Genomic DNA, 16,176 nt, shown 5'->3' with positions numbered 1-16,176 from the left:
AAGTGGCAGGACTTAGACAGGAAACCTGGCGCGCCGGTGTCCGTGGCCGTCCGTAGGGTTGAGCCGTGTCCCCCTCCCGTCCACCCCGCACCGCCAGACCGACCGGCGGGCCCCAGTCCTACCGGCCCGAGCCGGGGTCGATCCCGACCCAGCCGGGGGTCTACCGGTTCCGCGACGCGAAGGGCCGGGTCGTCTACGTCGGCAAGGCGAAGAACCTGCGCTCCCGGCTCTCGTCGTACTTCCAGGACATCGCCAACCTGCACCAGCGCACCGCCTCGATGGTCACCACCGCGGCCAGCGTGGAGTGGACCGTCGTCAACACCGAGGTCGAGGCGCTGCAGCTGGAGTACTCCTGGATCAAGGAGTTCGACCCGCGCTTCAACGTCAAGTACCGCGACGACAAGTCCTACCCCTGGCTCGCGGTCACGGTCGGCGACGAGTTCCCCCGGGTGATGGTCGGGCGCGGCGCCAAGCGCAAGGGCACCCGCTACTTCGGCCCCTACAGCCACGCCTGGGCGATCCGCGAGACCGTCGACATCCTGCTGCGCGTCTTCCCGATGCGCTCGTGCAGCAACGGCGTCTTCAAGCGCTCGGCGCAGATCGGCCGTCCGTGCCTCCTGGGCTACATCGGCAAGTGCTCCGCCCCGTGCGTGGGCGAGGTCAGCGCGGAGGAGCACCGCGAGATCGTCGACGACTTCTGCGACTTCATGGCCGGGCAGACCCGCCCGTTCACCCGCCGCATCGAGAAGGAGATGTACGCCGCCTCCGACGCGATGGACTTCGAGCGGGCCGCGCGGCTGCGCGACGACCTCGGGGCGATGCAGCGTGCGCTGGAGAAGCAGGCCGTCGTCCTCGGCGACGGCGCCGACGCCGACGTCATCGCGCTCGCGGAGGACCCGCTCGAGGTCGCCGTCCAGATCTTCTACGTGCGCGGCGGCCGGATCCGCGGCCAGCGCGGCTGGGTGGCCGACCGGGTCACCGACGGCGACACCGCCGAGCTCGTCGAGGACTTCCTGCTCCAGCTCTACGCCGGCGACGCGGACGCCGTCCCGCGCGAGATCCTCGTGCCTGAGCTGCCCACCGACGTCGTGACCTTCGAGGCCCTGCTGTCCGACCTCAAGGGCAGCCGGGTCCAGATCCGGGTGCCGCAGCGTGGCGACAAGAAGACGCTGCAGGAGACGGTGGCCACCAACGCGCGACAGTCGCTGGCGCTGCACAAGACCAAGCGCGCCAGCGACCTCACCACCCGCAACCGTGCACTCGAGGAGATCCGCGAGGCCCTCGACCTCGACGAGGCGCCGCTGCGCATCGAGTGCTACGACGTCGCCCACCTGCAGGGCACCGAGGTCGTCGCGTCGATGGTCGTGTTCGAGGACGGCCTGGCCCGCAAGGGCGAGTACCGACGCTTCGTGATCAAGGGCGTCGACAAGCAGAACGACGTCGCCTCGATGCACGAGGTGATCAGCCGACGCTTCAAGCGGCTGCTCGACGAGCAGGCCCGCTCGCTGACCCGCACCACCGACCAGGGCCCGATGCTGGTCGACCCCGAGACCGGGCGCCCCCGCAAGTTCGCCTACGCCCCCGGCCTCGTGGTCGTCGACGGTGGCCAGCCGCAGGTCGCGGCCGCACAGCAGGCCCTGCTCGAGCTCGGCATCAACGACATCCCCGTCTGCGGGCTGGCGAAGCGGCTCGAGGAGGTGTGGCTGCCGGGGGAGGAGGACCCCGTGATCCTCGCGCGCTCCTCCGAGGGGCTCTACCTCCTCCAGCGCATCCGCGACGAGGCCCACCGCTTCGCCAACACCCACCACGCGGGTCGTCGTTCCAAGACGATGGTCGAGAGCATGCTCGACGACGTCCCGGGGCTCGGCGAGGTGCGCCGCAAGACCCTGCTCAAGCACTTCGGCTCCCTGAAGAAGCTGCGCGAGGCCGAGGCGGCGGAGATCGCCCTGGTCCCGGGCATCGGGCCGCGGACGGCCACCGCGATCAAGGAGGCGGTGGAGCGGGCCTCGGCGACCGGGAAGACTGCACCCGGCACCATGTCCGTCAACACCGCGACCGGAGAGGTCATCGAATGAGCGAGGACTCCGCGGCCGACCCGTCGGCGCCGTCGACCAACGACCGGGGCGAGGTCGTCGTCGTCACCGGCATGACCGGCGCCGGGCGCAGCACCGCGGCGAAGGAGCTCGAGGACCTCGGCTACTTCGTCGTCGACAACCTGCCGCCGAGCCTGCTCCCCGAGGTCGTCCGGCTCGTCGACGAGACCCAGGGGCGCACGCAACCCGTCGCGGTGGTCGTCGACGTCCGGTCCGGCTCCTTCTTCGGCACGCTGCGCAGCCTGCTGGCCCGCGGCGCCACCGGGCGCCGCACGACGCTGCTGTTCCTCGACGCCGCCGACGACGTCCTGGTGCGCCGCCAGGAGGCCGCCCGTCGTCCGCACCCGCTCCAGGCCTCCGGCCGGCTGCTCGACGGCCTCGCCCGGGAGCGTCGGGTGCTCGCCGACCTGCGGGCCGACGCCGACCTCGTCATCGACACGACAGCGCTCAACGTGCACCAGCTCACCGACCGCGTTGCCGAGGCGTTCGGCACGCCCGAGACCACCGCCCTCAAGGTGACCGTGGTGAGCTTCGGGTTCAAGTACGGGATCCCGGTCGACGCCGACTACCTCGCCGACATGCGGTTCCTGCCCAACCCGTTCTGGGTGCCCGAGCTGCGCAGCCACACCGGCCGCGACTCCGACGTGGCCGACTACGTGAAGGCCCAGCCCGGGGCCGCCGAGTTCCTCGACGCCTACCTGCCGGTGCTCACCGGCGTCGCCGAGGGCTACCTGCGCGAGGGCAAGCGGTTCATGCGCGTCGCCATCGGCTGCACCGGGGGCAAGCACCGCAGCGTCGCGATGTCGGAGGAGATCACCCGCCGCCTGGTCGCCGCGGGGCTCGAGGCCAAGCCCGTGCACCGCGACCTGGGACGGGAGTGAACCGCCCCGTGGGCCACCCCGAGGAGCGCGCCCAGGCGGTGGTCGCCTTCGGTGGCGGCCACGGCCTGCACGCGACGCTGTCGGCGCTGCGGATGCTCGTCGACGACCTGACGGTCGACGACCTCACCGCGATCGTCACCGTCGCCGACAACGGCGGGTCCTCCGGGCGGCTGCGCGGCGAGTTCAACGTCGTCCCGCCCGGCGACCTGCGGATGGCGCTCGCGGCGCTGTGCGGCAGCGACACGTGGGGCGACACCTGGGCGCGGGTCCTCCAGCACCGGTTCCAGGGCGAGGGCGAGATGCGCGGCCACGTCGTCGGCAACCTCCTCATCGTCGGCCTGTGGGAGCTGCTCGGCGACCCCGTCGACGCCCTCGACTGGGTGGGGCGGCTGCTCGGGGCGAAGGGGCGGGTGCTCCCGATGGCGCTCGCGCCGATGGACATCCGTGCCGAGGTCCGCGGCCTGGTCGCGGGTGACCCCGATGCCCTCACCACGGTCCGCGGGCAGGTCGAGGTCGCCACGACCGAGGGCGTCATCACCTCGGTCGACCTCGAGCCGCCCGACCCGCCGGTCAGCCCGGTCGCGCTGAGCAAGGTCGCCGAGGCGGACTGGTGCTTCCTCGGGCCGGGGTCGTGGTTCTCGTCGGTGATCCCGCACGTGCGGGTGGCCGCGCTCCGCGAGGCGCTGGTCGCCACGACGGCCCGCCTGGTCGTCGTCCTCAACCTCGAGGAGCAGCAGGGCGAGACCGGCGGGTTCGGGCCGGCCGACCACCTCGCCGTCCTCTTCGAGCACGCGCCGGCGCTGCGCGTCCACACGGTGCTCGCCGACGCCGCCAACCTGCCCGCCGACCAGCTCGCCGAGCTCCGCCAGGTCGTCGACGACGCCGGCGCCCGGCTCGTCGTCGACGACGTCGCCGCCGACGACGGCAGCCCGCGGCACGACCCGGCCAAGCTGGCGGCGGCGTTCGCCCGGATCATCGACGGCGACGCGTCCTGAGGGCCTGAGGAGGGCCGGCTCACACCGCCGATTCGGTGGGGGACACGGGGTCCGAGGGTTGTTGACGCTCATGGAAGACTCGCCCCCATGGCGATGACGGCTCAGGTGAAGGCGGAGCTCGCCAACACCCAGATCACCAAGACCTGCTGCCGCAAGGCCGAGGTCGCCACGATGCTCCGGTTCGCCGGCGGCCTGCACATCGTCAGCGGCAAGATCGTGGTGGAGGCCGAGCTCGACACCGGCGCGGCCGCCCGCCGCCTGCGCCGTGACATCGACGAGATCTACGGCCACCGCTCCGACGTCGTCATGGTCCAGGGCAACGGCATCCGCAAGGGCAGCCGCTACCTCGTCCGCGTCGTCAAGGACGGCGAGTCGCTGGCGCGCCAGACCGGGCTGCTCGACCAGCGCGGCCGTCCCGTGCGCGGGCTCCCGCCGGCCGTCGTCTCCGGCGGCGCGTGCGACGCCGTCGCCGCCTGGCGCGGGGCGTTCCTCGCCCACGGCTCGCTCACCGAGCCCGGCCGCTCCTCCGCGCTCGAGGTCACCTGCCCCGGCCCCGAGGCCGCGCTCGCCCTCGTCGGCGTGGCGCGGCGGCTCGGCATCCAGGCGAAGGCCCGCGAGGTCCGCGGCGTCGACCGCGTGGTCATCCGCGACGGCGACGCCATCGGACAGCTGCTCACCCGGCTCGGCGCGCACGAGACCCTGATGGCCTGGGAGGAGCGGCGGATGCGCCGCGAGGTCCGGGCCACGGCCAACCGCCTCGCCAACTTCGACGACGCCAACCTGCGGCGCTCCGCCCGCGCCGCCGTCGCCGCCGGGGCCCGGGTCGACCGGGCGATGGAGATCCTCGGCGAGGAGGTCCCCGACCACCTCAAGCTCGCCGGGACGCTGCGGCTCGAGCACAAGCAGGCCTCGCTCGAGGAGCTCGGCCAGCTGCACGAGCCGGTGCTCACCAAGGACGCGATCGCCGGTCGGATCCGCCGGCTGCTGGCCATGGCCGACAAGCGCGCCGAGGAGCTCGGCATCCCCGACACCGAGGCGTCGCTGACGCCCGAGATGCTCGCTGACGACGACTGAGAACCATCGCGTCCCGGCTCCTCCCCGACCGATCCGGTCGGGCGTCCAGTTACCCGCACGTAGGTCGGATGCTCGTGGGGCGGGGTGGGCGTCGGGCGGTAGGGTCCGAACTGCCCCATCCAGACCATCTCAGGAGCAGATCGCAGTGACCGTTCGCGTAGGAATCAACGGCTTCGGCCGCATCGGCCGCAACTTCTTCCGAGCCGTCGTCGCCTCCGGCGCCGACATCCAGATCGTTGCCGTCAACGACCTGACGGACAACAACACGCTCGCCACGCTCCTCAAGTACGACTCGATCCTCGGCCGCCTCGACGGCGACGTGACGTCGACCGACACCGACATCACCGCCGCGGGCCAGACCTTCAAGGCCTTCGCCGAGCGCGACCCGAGCGCCCTGCCGTGGGGCGAGGTCGGCGCCGACATCGTCATCGAGTCCACCGGCTTCTTCACCGACGCCGAGCAGGCCAAGGCCCACATCGCCGGCGGCGCCAAGAAGGTCATCATCTCGGCGCCGGCCAAGAACGAGGACGTCACGATCGTGATGGGCGTCAACGACGGCGACTACGACCCGGCGACCCACGCCATCATCTCCAACGCCTCGTGCACCACGAACTGCCTCGCGCCGATGGCCAAGGCCCTCAACGACGAGTTCGGCATCGTCAAGGGGCTGATGACCACCATCCACGCCTACACCGGCGACCAGAACCTGCTCGACGGCCCGCACAAGGACCTGCGCCGGGCGCGCTCGGCAGCGCTCAACATCGTGCCGACGTCCACCGGGGCCGCCAAGGCCATCGCGCTGGTGCTCCCCGAGCTCAAGGGCAAGCTCGACGGCTACGCGCTGCGCGTGCCGGTCCCGACCGGCTCGGCCACCGACCTCACCTTCGAGGCCGGCCGCGAGACCACCGTCGAGGAGGTCAACGCCGTCATGAAGAAGGCCGCCGACGGCGTCTACCTGAAGTACTCGACCGACCCGATCGTCTCCACCGACATCACCACCGACCCGGCGTCCTGCATCTTCGACGCGCCGCTGACCAAGGTCATCGGCAACCAGGTCAAGGTCGTCGGCTGGTACGACAACGAGTGGGGCTACTCCAACCGCCTCGTCGACCTCGTGAACCTCGTCGGCCAGAGCCTCTGACGATGGGGGAGTACGCCGGGCTGGGCGACGTCCAGGGCAAGCGGGTCCTGGTGCGATCGGACCTGAACGTGCCGCTCGACGGCACGAGCATCACCGACGACGGCCGGATCCGCGCCAGCGTCCCGACCATCCGGACCCTGGTCGACGCCGGAGCCCGCGTGGTCGTGACCGCGCACCTCGGCCGGCCGAAGGGAGCACCGGAGGACCGGTACTCCCTGGCCCCGGTGGCCGCCCGGCTCGGCGAGCTCCTCGGCGCCGACGTCGCCTTCGCCACCGACACGGTGGGGGAGTCGGCGAAGGCCGCCGTCGCCGACCTGGCCGACGGCCAGGTCGTGGTGCTGGAGAACGTCCGGTTCAACGCCGGCGAGACCAGCAAGGACGCGGCCGAGCGCGGCGCCTTCGCCGACGAGCTCGCCGCCCTGGCCGACGCCTTCGTGTCCGACGGCTTCGGCGTCGTGCACCGCAAGCAGGCCAGCGTCTACGACGTCGCCGAGCGCCTCCCGCACGCGATGGGCGGCCTCGTCGCCACCGAGATCGACGTGCTGCGTCGCCTCACCGTCGACCCCGAGCGGCCCTACGTCGTCGTCCTCGGCGGGTCGAAGGTCTCCGACAAGCTCGGCGTCATCGACAACCTGCTCGGCAAGGCCGACAAGCTGCTCATCGGCGGCGGGATGGTCTTCACCTTCCTCAAGGCCCAGGGCCACGAGGTCGGCAAGAGCCTGCTCGAGGAGGACCAGCTCGACGTCTGCCGCGCCTACCTGGCCCGCGCGGAGGAGTCGGGGGTGCAGATCCTGCTTCCCGGCGACATCGTCGTCGACACGGCGTTCCCCAGCGGCGAGCGGAGCCCGGAGCCGCGCGTCGTCCCCGCCGACCAGATCCCGGCCGACGCACTCGGCCTCGACATCGGGCCGGCCTCGGGCGCCGACTTCGCGGCGGCGCTGGCCGACGCCCGGACGGTCTTCTGGAACGGTCCCATGGGCGTCTTCGAGACCCCCGAGTTCTCCGACGGCACCCGTGCCGTCGCCGAGGCGCTGACCGGGGTCACGACCCGCGGCGGCCTGTCGGTCGTCGGCGGTGGCGACTCCGCCGCCGCCGTCCGCGCCCTCGGTTTCGACGAGGACGCATTCGGTCACATCTCCACCGGGGGCGGTGCCAGCCTCGAGTACCTCGAGGGCAAGGAGCTCCCCGGCATCACCGTCCTGGAGGACGCACAGTCATGAGCACCAAGAACACGCGCGTCCCGCTGATGGCGGGCAACTGGAAGATGAACCTCAACCACCAGGAGGCCGTCGTCCTGGTCCAGAAGCTCGCCTGGACGCTGGCCGACAAGCGCCACGACTTCGGCAAGGTCGAGGTCGTCGTCGTCCCGCCGTTCACCGACCTGCGCTCGGTCCAGACGCTCGTCGACGGCGACCGGCTCTCGGTCAAGTACGCCGCCCAGGACGTCTCCACGCAGGAGTCGGGCGCCTACACCGGCGAGATCTCGGCCGGCATGCTGGCCAAGCTCGGCTGCTCCTACGTCGTCGTCGGGCACTCCGAGCGCCGTGAGTACCACGCGGAGACCGACGAGGTCGTCAACGCCAAGGCGCACGCCGCGCTGAAGGCTGGGATGACCCCGATCGTGTGCGTCGGCGAGGGCCTCGAGGTCCGCCAGGCCGGGGAGCACGTCCCCCACACGATGGCTCAGGTCGAGGGCTCGCTCGCGGGCTTCACCGCCGAGCAGGTCGCCGACCTCGTCATCGCCTACGAACCCGTCTGGGCCATCGGCACCGGCGAGGTCGCGACCCCCGAGGACGCCCAGGAGGTCTGCCAGGCGATCCGCGGGCAGATCCGCGAGGCGTACGGCGACGCGGCCGCCGACGGCGTCCGCGTGCTCTACGGCGGCTCCGTCAAGGCCGCCAACGTCGCCGGCATCATGGCCAAGGCCGACGTCGACGGCGCGCTCGTCGGAGGCGCCAGCCTCCAGGTCGACGAGTTCGGCGGGATCTGCCGCTTCTACGACATGCCCGCGCTCTGATTCCGAGCGACAACCCGCGGGTGCCGGTCGTCCTCGCACGGCATCCCTGACGTAGGATCAACCCTCGTGAACGCGGAACTCATCCTCACCATTCTCCTGTGCCTCGCCAGCGGTCTGATGATCTTGCTGGTGCTCCTCCACAAGGGGCGTGGTGGCGGCCTGTCGGACATGTTCGGCGGCGGTGTGTCGAGCTCGCTCGGCGGCTCGTCGGTCGCCGAGCGCAACCTGGACCGCTTCACGATCGGCACGGGCATCATCTGGTTCGCCTGCGTCATCGCCCTCGGCCTGCTCAAGGCCTACTGAGCCCTCGCGGGCCCAGCACACGACGAGTCGAACGAGGAGTCAACAGTCATGGCAGGTGCAGGAAACGCCATTCGCGGCAGCCGCGTGGGTGCCGGTCCGATGGGCGAGGCCGAGCGCGGCGAGGCCGCGCCGCGGCAGGCCGTCACGTACTTCTGCTCGCACGAGCACCGCTCGGTGATCACGTTCTCGGTCGAGGCGACCGTCCCGGACTCCTGGGACTGCCCCAAGTGCGGCCTGCCGGCCTCGCTCGACTCCGACAACCCGCCGCCGGCGCCCAAGATCGAGCCCTACAAGACCCACCTGGCCTACGTGAAGGAGCGTCGCTCCGACCGCGAGGCCGAGGTCATCCTCGACGAGGCGATCCAGCTCCTCCGCACCCGTCGCAAGTCCGGCGAGATCATCTTCTGACCCCCTGACTCCCGCCGACTCGGCCCGATTTCAGGTGATGATCGCGCCGCGGGCAGCGCGGGCGGCCGCATACCCGGACCGCAGCGTGCGGTCCGCCGTCTGCGCCCGCCCGTGGACGTCGTCCTTCCGGAACACCTCGATCGACCACCGGTGCTCGGCGAGCTCGCGGCGTCGCGCCGTGTCGTGCGCGACCTGCTCCGCGGTGGAGTGCCACTCCTCGCCGTCGTACTCGGCGCCGTACCGGACCTCCTCGCAGCCGATGTCGATGATCGCGAGCAGCACGCCGTCCACCCACACCTCGACCTGGAGCTCGGGGAGCGGTAGACCCGCGTCGATCCAGCGCAGGCGCAGGCACGACTCACCCGGTGACGCCGCGCGACCGTCCACGTAGGGCGCGAGCTCGCGGAGCCGCGTGACCCACCGCATCCCGCGGAACCGCGGGATCCCCTCCATGAACTCCTCGCGGTCGATGCCGCCCAGCCGGAACATCTGGTCCATGCACGCCAACGAGGCATCGCGCGACCTCTGCCTCCCCAGGTCCCACGTGGTCCGGAGCGGAGTGGTGACCAGGACACCGCCGACCACGGTGACCTCGGGGGGGCGGAGGTTGCGCTCGCCGCTGTCCGCCAGGTCGTTGCGGAGCCGCCCGTGGCCCGACGGCCGGAAGACCGAGATCGGCTGGAGCTGCCGGTGCTCGCCGGGGGTGAGGATCATGTCCGCCCCGTGGAGCCAGCCCGCATGACGGTCGCAGACGACGCAGTCCTCGGGCACGACGAGCGCGAGGCTCTCCGCACGCAGCCGGACCGAGTCACCCGCCTGCGTCGCCAGGAACGCGCCGCGCACGGGGGAGCGGAGGTGCCCCGAGTCGATCAGGCGCCCGAGGTTGAACCAGCTGACGCCGGCGGCCCGGGCCGTCGCCGCCGTGAACGGGCGATCCACGGGCAGCGGGAAGCGGTCGTCGAGGTGAGGCAGGTCGAGGAGCCGTCCGACACGCATGTGGTCCGGGGTGCCCGGAGCGCCGGCACCCGAACCACGCGTCTCCGGGGCCTGTGGACGACCGCCCGACCACGCCGAGTCGGCGTTCGTGCTGACCGGGAACGCCGACTCGGCGAGTCCTGACTTGACCTCAGCGCCGACTCGGCGCGTCCGGACTTGACCTTCGCGCCGACTCGGCGGTCAGAGGGCGGAGGCGGCGGTGGTGTCGAGCCACCAGGTGATCTCGGTGGCGGCGGTGCCGCCCGAGGGGTCCCGGCCGGTGACGCCGCGGGCGGGGGTCTCGGTGACCGAGCCCTCGGGGGCGAGGGCGCGGGCGACGGCCTCGGCCTTGCCGTCGCCGGAGGCGAGGAACCAGACCGTGTCGGCCCGGTTCAGGCACTCGAACGTGAGCGAGATCCGGTCCGGCGGCGGCTTCGGCGAGTCGTGGACGCCGACCGCGACGGCACCGGTGGTCGCGGCGGCCGGGTGGCCCGGGAAGAGCGAGGCGACGTGGCCGTCGGGGCCGATACCGAGCATCAGGACGTCGAAGCCACCGGTGCCGTGGGCGCGCACCAGGTCGGCGTACGCCGCGGCGCCGTCCTCGACCGAGGACGCCGTCGCGGTGGAGGCCATCTCGTGCACCTGGGTGGCGCCGACGGCGTCGAGGAACGCCGCCCGGGCCTGACCGGCGTTGCGGTCGGGGGAGTCGGGGGCGACGAACCGCTCGTCACCGAACCAGACGACGACGGTGCCCCAGTCGACGCCGGACGCCGGCGACAGCCGTGCGATCTCCCGGTGGACGGCCTCGGCGATGGTGCCGCCGGTGAGCCCGATCTGCGGGACCTGACCGGCCGCCTGCAGGTCCGCGAGCCGTGCCAGCAGCTCGCCGGCGACGGCGGTCGCCAGCGCCTCCGGGGACGGCTGGACCTCGATGCGCGGGGTCGTGGGACCGGCTGCGTTCACGACGTGCTCCTGCTCAGGCTGGTGATGGTGGCGGCGTACACGTCGTCCTCGTCGAGGCGACGCAGCTCCTCGGCGAGCAGCTCGGGCAGCTTGCGCCGCTTGAGCGCGATCGGCCGGTCGGGCCGGTCGGGCGAGGTGAACGTCGCGAGCCGGCCGTCGGTGCGGGCGATGCGGATCGGCCCCTCCTTGGTCGCCAGGACGACCTCGGTGATGCCGGGCCCCGACGAGTGGTGCCGGGTGACCTCGACCTTGAGCCGGTTGCGGAGCCACGCGGCGAGCAGGTCGGCGCTGGGGCTGATCCGCTCGGACGTGACCGTCGCCGACGTCACCTTCAGCGGGTGCTGGTCGAGGGACGCCGCGAGCAGCGCGCGCCACGCCGTGAGCCGGGTCCAGGCGAGGTCCGTGTTGCCGGCGACGTACGACGCGCACTGCGTCTGGAGTGCGGTCGTCTTGCCCTGGTGGACCTCGGCGGCGTCGGTGATCCGGCGCTTGGCGAGCGCGCCGAGCGGGTCGGCCGCGGGGTCGGCCGGCGGGTCGTGCGGCCACCAGATCGCGACGGGGGAGTCGGGCAGCAGCAGCGGCAGCACGACGGAGTCGGCGTGCTTGACCACCTCGCCCTCGAGCCGGATGACGGCGGCCTCGCCGCCCCATCCCGCTCCGGTGCCGACCTGGGCGTTGACGACCGCCTTGCCGCGCGCCGAGCCGAGGACGACGCCGAGGACCCGCGCGGGGTGCTCGTGGGTCGCCTTGCGCGCGTTGGTCATCGCGGCCTCGGACGACTCCTCGTCGACCACGACGATCAGCGTCATCACCATCCCCATCGCCGGCGAGCCGGCCCGGGTGCGGGCGCGCACGAACTCGGCGGCGATCGCCGATGAGCTGGTGTCGGTGAGCTCCATCATGTCGGGGTCCCTGCGGAGTTGTCGGACGGCTTGGTGCTGCGGGGCAGGACGGGAAGTCCCTGGGGTGACATCAGGGCCTCCTCCAGACGCGTCCGTCGCGGGCCAGCATCTTGTCGGCCGAGGCCGGTCCCCAGGTGCCGGGGGTGTAGTCCTCGGGCGTGCCCTTGTCGGCCCAGCGCTCGAGGATCGGGTCGAGGATCTTCCAGGACAGCTCGACCTCCTCGTGCCGCGGGAACAGCGGCGGGTCACCGAGCAGGACGTCGAGGATCAGCCGCTCGTAGGCCTCGGGCGAGGCCTCGGTGAAGGTCCCGCCGTAGGCGAAGTCCATGTTGACGTCGCGGATCTCCATCTGCGTGCCCGGCACCTTCGCGCCGAACCGGACCGTCATGCCCTCGTCGGGCTGCACCCGGATGACCAGGGCGTTCTGGGTGAGGTCCTCCACGGACGTCGCCGTGAACGGCTGGTGCGGCGAGCGCTTGAAGACGACGGCGACCTCGGTGACGCGCCGTCCGAGGCGCTTGCCCGTGCGCAGGTAGAACGGGACGCCGGCCCAGCGCCGGTTCTCCACGTGCAGGGTGATCGCCGCGTAGGTCTCGGTGCGGGAGCTGGCCGCGATGCCGTCCTCGTCCTTGAAGCCGAGCACCTTCGCACCGCCGGCCCAACCCGCGGCGTACTGCCCGCGCGCGGTGCCGCGGTCGATGCGCCGCGGGATCTTGATGCTGGCGAGCAGCTTCTGCTTCTCGATCCGCAGCGCCTCGGCGTCGAACGACGTCGGCTCCTCCATCGCGACGAGGGCCATCAGCTGCAGCAGGTGGTTCTGGATGACGTCGCGCGCCGCCCCGATGCCGTCGTAGTAGCCGGCCCGGCCGCCGATGCCGACGTCCTCGGCCATGGTGATCTGCACGTGGTCGACGTAGTTGTTGTTCCAGAGCGGCTCGAACATCGTGTTGGCGAAGCGGGTCGCCAGGATGTTCTGCACCGTCTCCTTGCCGAGGTAGTGGTCGATCCGGAAGATCGCGGGCGGCGGGAAGACGGTGTCGAGGGTCGAGTTGAGCTCACGGGCCGAGGTCAGGTCGTGGCCGAACGGCTTCTCGATGACGACGCGCCGCCACGGGCGCTCGCCGCTCTTGCCCACGGGCAGCTCGTCGGGAGCCACCGCGAGCCCGTGCTCCTGCAGCTGCTGGGCCACCAGGCCGAACCCGCCGGGCGGGATCGCCAGGTAGAAGGCGTGGTTGCCGCCGGTGCCGCGGACCTGGTCGAGCTCCTCGATGGTGCGCCGCAGCCGGTCGAAGGCGACGTCGTCGTCGAAGGCCCCCGACACGAAGCGGAAGCCCTCCGCGAGCTGGTTCCAGACCTCCTCGCGGAACTCGGTGCGCGCGTAGGCCTTCACCGAGTCGTGCACGATCTGGGCGAAGTCCTGGTCGGCCCAGTCGCGTCGCGCGAACCCGACGAGGCTGAAGCCGGGCGGCAGCAGGCCGCGGTTCGCGAGGTCGTAGATGGCCGGCATGATCTTCTTGCGGGACAGGTCGCCGGTGACGCCGAACAGCACCATGCCGCAGGGCCCCGCGATGCGGGGGAGTCGGCGGTCCTGCTCCTGGCGCAGCGGGTTGACGTACGCGCTCATCGGCGTCGGTGCTCCTGGTAGTAGGCGATCAAGGCCCGGGTCGAGGCGTCCTGCTCGTCCAGCGCGGCGGCGTCGCCGGCGATGGCCGGCCCGACCTGCTGGGCGAGCTGCTTGCCGAGCTCGACGCCCCACTGGTCGAAGCTGTCGATGCCCCACACCGCGCCCTGCACGAAGGTGAGGTGCTCGTAGAGCGCGATCAGCTGACCGAGCACGGACGGCGTCAGCTCCGGCGCGATGATCGAGGTGGTCGGGCGGTTGCCCTCGAAGACCCGCGCCGGGACGACGGCCTCGTCGGTGCCCTCGGCCCGGACCTCGTCGGCGGTCTTGCCGAACGCCAGCGCCCGGGTCTGGGCCAGGAAGTTGGCGAGGAACAGCTCGTGGACGTCGGTGCTCCGCCCGTCGACCACGTCGGTGAGCGGGTAGCTCGGGTTGGCGAAGGCGATGAAGTCGGCCGGGACCAGCCGGGTGCCCTGGTGGATGAGCTGGTAGAACGCGTGCTGGCCGTTGGTGCCGGGCTCGCCCCAGAAGATCTCGCCGGTGTCGGTGGTGACCGGCGAACCGTCCCAGCGCACACCCTTGCCGTTCGACTCCATCGTCAGCTGCTGGAGGTAGGCCGGGAACCGGTGCAGCAGCTGCGCGTAGGGCAGCACCGCGTGGCTCTGCGCGCCGTGGAAGTTGACGTACCAGACGTTGAGCAGGCCCATCAGGAGCGGCACGTTGCGGGCCGGCTCGGCGGTGCGGAAGTGCTCGTCCATGGTGTGGAAACCGGCCAGCAGCTCCGCGAAGCGCTCCGGGCCGATGGCCACCGCCAGCGACGTCCCGATGGCGGAGTCGAGGGAGTACCGCCCGCCGACCCAGTCCCAGAAGCCGAACGCGTTGTCGGGGTCGATGCCGAAGTCGGCGACCTTGTCGAGGGCGGTCGAGACCGCGACGAAGTGCCGGCGCACGGCGTCCGCCTCGTCCTGGCCCGACAGCCCGTCGAGCAGCCACGCCTTGCACAGCCGTGCGTTGGTGAGCGTCTCCAGCGTGCCGAAGGTCTTGCTCGACACGATGAACAGCGTCGTGGCCGGGTCGAGGCCACGCAGCGTCGTCGCGACGTCGGTGGGGTCGATGTTGCTGATGAACCGGCACTCCAGGCCGTCCTGGTGGTACGGCGCCAGCGCCTCGTAGGTCATCACCGGACCGAGGTCGGAGCCGCCGATCCCGATGTTGACGACCGTGCGGATCCGCTCGCCGGTGACCCCGGTCCACGAGCCGTCACGCACCTGGTCGGCGAAGGCGTAGACCCGGGCGAGCACCTCGTGGACGTCGCGGACGACGTCCTGCCCGTCGACCTCGAGGCTGGCGTCGGCCGGGAGCCGGAGCGCGGTGTGCAGGACGGCGCGGTCCTCGGTGACGTTGATGTGCTCACCGGCGTACATCGCGTCGCGCCGCTCCAGGACCTGCGTCTGCGCGGCCAGGTCGAGCAGGGCCGCGACGACGTCGGTGTCGAGGAACGACTTGGACAGGTCGACCGTCAGGTCGCCGGCGGTGTGGGTGAGCCGCCCGACCCGGCCCGGGTCGGCGGCGAACCAGGCCCGCAGGTCGGGGGAGGACGCCGTGGCCAGTGCCGTCAGGCGGGACCACGCCGGTGTCGACGTCGGGTCCACCGGCCCATCGGTCACGGGCGGGCCGCCGCCATCTGCTTCTCGACGGTCTCGGTCAGCTCCGTCCAGGACGCCTTGAACTTGTCGACGCCCTCGTGCTCGACGGTGACCAGCACGTCCTCGAAGTCGACGCCGACCGCGGCGAGCCGGTCGAAGACCTCCTGGGCCTGCGCTGCCTGGCCGGTCACGGTGTCGCCGGTGACCTCGCCGTGGTCGGCGAAGGCGTCCATGGTCTTCTCGGGCATCGTGTTCACGGTGTCGGCGACGACGAGCTCGGTGACGTACAGCGTGTCGGGGTAGGCCTCCGACTTGACGCCGGTGGAGGCCCACAGCGGGCGCTGCTTGACGGCGCCGGCCTCGGCGAGCTGCTTCCAGCGGTCGGAGGCCAGCACCTCCTCGTAGGCGGCGTAGGCGAGCCGCGCGTTGGCGAGGGCGGCCTTGCCCTTGAGCGCGGCGGCCTCGTCGGTGCCGATCTCGTCGAGGCGCCGGTCGATCTCGGTGTCGATGCGGCTGACGAAGAACGAGGCGACCGACTGGATCTCGCTGAGGTCGAGCCCGGCGTCGCGCGCCTGCTCGAGGCCGCTCTGGTAGGCGTCCATGACCTCCTGGTACCGCGTGGTCCCGAAGATGAGGGTCACGTTGACGCTGATGCCCTGGGCGATCGCCGCGGTGATCGCCGGCAGACCCTCCTTGGTGGCGGGGATCTTGACGAGGGCGTTGCCGCGGTCGACGGCGGCCCAGAGGGCCTGGGCGGACGCGATGGTGCCACCGGTGTCGTTGGCCAGGGTGGGCTCGACCTCGATCGAGACCCGCCCGTCGGAGGCGCTGCCGTCCGCGACCCGCTTGAAGATGTCGCAGGCGTTGCGGACGTCCTCGGTGGTCAGCTCGAAGATCACACGGTCGACGCTGGCGCCGTCGGCGACGAGCTGACGGACCTGCCCGTCGTACCGCTCGCCGTTGGCGATCGCGCCGGCGAAGATGGTCGGGTTCGTGGTCACCCCGACCACCGACTTCTCCTCGATCAGCGCGGCCAGGTTGCCGCTCTCGATGCGCTCGCGCGACAGGTCGTCGAGCCAGATGGACACGCCCGCGTCAGCGAGCGCCTTCAGTCGAGCGTTCATGGGGTTCCTCCTGTGGTCGGTGGGTGGCGCGTG

Annotated in this window: 15 protein-coding genes; 9 read left to right on the top strand and 6 right to left on the bottom strand. The window is 71.8% G+C overall.

The window, feature by feature from the left end:
• The first annotated feature begins 65 nt into the window (after positions 1-65).
• From uvrC to E4623_RS08895, 9 genes are all read left to right on the top strand, one after another.
• Positions 66-2,075 (top strand): excinuclease ABC subunit UvrC, encoded by a 2,010-nt coding sequence (gene uvrC, locus E4623_RS08935; protein WP_134766150.1) that lies wholly within the window; start codon positions 66-68, stop codon positions 2,073-2,075.
• Positions 2,072-2,974 (top strand): RNase adapter RapZ, encoded by a 903-nt coding sequence (gene rapZ, locus E4623_RS08930; RefSeq protein ID WP_134766149.1) that lies wholly within the window; start codon positions 2,072-2,074, stop codon positions 2,972-2,974. Before uvrC ends, rapZ begins: the two co-directional genes overlap by 4 nt.
• Complete coding sequence (gene yvcK / locus E4623_RS08925) at positions 2,971-3,969, top strand: uridine diphosphate-N-acetylglucosamine-binding protein YvcK (RefSeq protein ID WP_245154978.1); 999 nt, start codon at positions 2,971-2,973, stop codon at positions 3,967-3,969. The genes rapZ and yvcK overlap by 4 nt, the downstream gene beginning before the upstream one ends.
• Positions 3,970-4,056: 87 nt before the next feature.
• Positions 4,057-5,043: a DNA-binding protein WhiA gene (whiA, locus tag E4623_RS08920; RefSeq protein ID WP_134766147.1), complete on the top strand. Its 987-nt coding sequence runs from the start codon at positions 4,057-4,059 to the stop codon at positions 5,041-5,043.
• A gap of 145 nt (positions 5,044-5,188) precedes the next feature.
• Complete coding sequence (gene gap, locus E4623_RS08915; RefSeq protein ID WP_134766146.1) at positions 5,189-6,184, top strand: type I glyceraldehyde-3-phosphate dehydrogenase; 996 nt, start codon at positions 5,189-5,191, stop codon at positions 6,182-6,184.
• Between the two features lie 2 nt (positions 6,185-6,186).
• Positions 6,187-7,404 (top strand): phosphoglycerate kinase, encoded by a 1,218-nt coding sequence (locus E4623_RS08910; protein ID WP_134766145.1) that lies wholly within the window; start codon positions 6,187-6,189, stop codon positions 7,402-7,404.
• Positions 7,401-8,201 carry a triose-phosphate isomerase gene (gene tpiA / locus E4623_RS08905; RefSeq protein WP_134766144.1) on the top strand — a complete coding sequence of 267 codons (801 nt, stop codon included), beginning with the start codon at positions 7,401-7,403 and terminating at the stop codon, positions 8,199-8,201. Before E4623_RS08910 ends, tpiA begins: the two co-directional genes overlap by 4 nt.
• Before the next feature lie 66 nt (positions 8,202-8,267).
• Positions 8,268-8,504 (top strand): preprotein translocase subunit SecG, encoded by a 237-nt coding sequence (secG, locus tag E4623_RS08900; RefSeq protein ID WP_280633645.1) that lies wholly within the window; start codon positions 8,268-8,270, stop codon positions 8,502-8,504.
• 48 nt (positions 8,505-8,552) lie between these two features.
• Complete coding sequence (locus E4623_RS08895; RefSeq protein ID WP_134766143.1) at positions 8,553-8,912, top strand: RNA polymerase-binding protein RbpA; 360 nt, start codon at positions 8,553-8,555, stop codon at positions 8,910-8,912.
• A gap of 30 nt (positions 8,913-8,942) precedes the next feature.
• On the opposite strand, the gene E4623_RS08890 is transcribed toward E4623_RS08895, so the two are convergent.
• The 6 genes from E4623_RS08890 to tal all read right to left on the bottom strand — a co-directional run bounded on the left by E4623_RS08890 (position 8,943) and on the right by tal (position 16,143).
• A complete protein-coding gene (locus tag E4623_RS08890) occupies positions 8,943-9,908 on the bottom strand; it encodes a hypothetical protein (protein ID WP_134766142.1) in 966 nt (321 codons plus the stop codon).
• Positions 9,909-10,088: 180 nt separating this feature from the next.
• On the bottom strand, positions 10,089-10,850 hold the full coding sequence (pgl, locus tag E4623_RS08885) for a 6-phosphogluconolactonase (RefSeq protein ID WP_134766141.1): 762 nt from the start codon (positions 10,848-10,850) through the stop codon (positions 10,089-10,091).
• Entirely contained in the window at positions 10,847-11,752 is a 906-nt protein-coding gene (locus tag E4623_RS08880) for a glucose-6-phosphate dehydrogenase assembly protein OpcA (protein WP_134766140.1), read from the bottom strand. Before E4623_RS08880 ends, pgl begins: the two co-directional genes overlap by 4 nt.
• 70 nt (positions 11,753-11,822) lie before the next feature.
• Positions 11,823-13,376, bottom strand: coding sequence for a glucose-6-phosphate dehydrogenase (zwf, locus tag E4623_RS08875; protein WP_134766139.1), 1,554 nt, complete (start codon positions 13,374-13,376; stop codon positions 11,823-11,825).
• A complete protein-coding gene (gene pgi, locus E4623_RS08870; protein WP_134766138.1) occupies positions 13,373-15,040 on the bottom strand; it encodes a glucose-6-phosphate isomerase in 1,668 nt (555 codons plus the stop codon). Before pgi ends, zwf begins: the two co-directional genes overlap by 4 nt.
• Positions 15,037-16,143, bottom strand: a complete 1,107-nt coding sequence (gene tal / locus E4623_RS08865; RefSeq protein WP_134766137.1) for a transaldolase — start codon at positions 16,141-16,143, stop codon at positions 15,037-15,039. The genes pgi and tal overlap by 4 nt, the downstream gene beginning before the upstream one ends.
• Positions 16,144-16,176 lie beyond the last annotated feature (33 nt).

It is taken from the genome of Nocardioides sp. 1609 (genome assembly GCF_004522105.1).
Taxonomy (GTDB): Bacteria; Actinomycetota; Actinomycetes; order Propionibacteriales; family Nocardioidaceae; genus Nocardioides.
The sequence above is the reverse complement of the archived record's forward strand: the minus strand, read 5'-3'. Positions and strand labels throughout refer to the sequence as shown.

Excerpts from the sequence above, each read along its gene's own strand:
- rapZ (WP_134766149.1), top strand. The coding sequence starts at position 2,072 with ATGAGCGAGGACTCCGCGGCCGACCCGTCGGCGCCGTCGACCAACGAC.
- whiA (WP_134766147.1), top strand. The coding sequence starts at position 4,057 with ATGGCGATGACGGCTCAGGTGAAGGCGGAGCTCGCCAACACCCAGATC.
- E4623_RS08910 (WP_134766145.1), top strand. The coding sequence starts at position 6,187 with ATGGGGGAGTACGCCGGGCTGGGCGACGTCCAGGGCAAGCGGGTCCTG.
- tpiA (WP_134766144.1), top strand. The coding sequence starts at position 7,401 with ATGAGCACCAAGAACACGCGCGTCCCGCTGATGGCGGGCAACTGGAAG.
- E4623_RS08895 (WP_134766143.1), top strand. The coding sequence starts at position 8,553 with ATGGCAGGTGCAGGAAACGCCATTCGCGGCAGCCGCGTGGGTGCCGGT.
- E4623_RS08890 (WP_134766142.1), bottom strand. The coding sequence starts at position 9,908 with ATGCGTGTCGGACGGCTCCTCGACCTGCCTCACCTCGACGACCGCTTC.
- E4623_RS08880 (WP_134766140.1), bottom strand. The coding sequence starts at position 11,752 with ATGATGGAGCTCACCGACACCAGCTCATCGGCGATCGCCGCCGAGTTC.
- zwf (WP_134766139.1), bottom strand. The coding sequence starts at position 13,376 with ATGAGCGCGTACGTCAACCCGCTGCGCCAGGAGCAGGACCGCCGACTC.
- tal (WP_134766137.1), bottom strand. The coding sequence starts at position 16,143 with ATGAACGCTCGACTGAAGGCGCTCGCTGACGCGGGCGTGTCCATCTGG.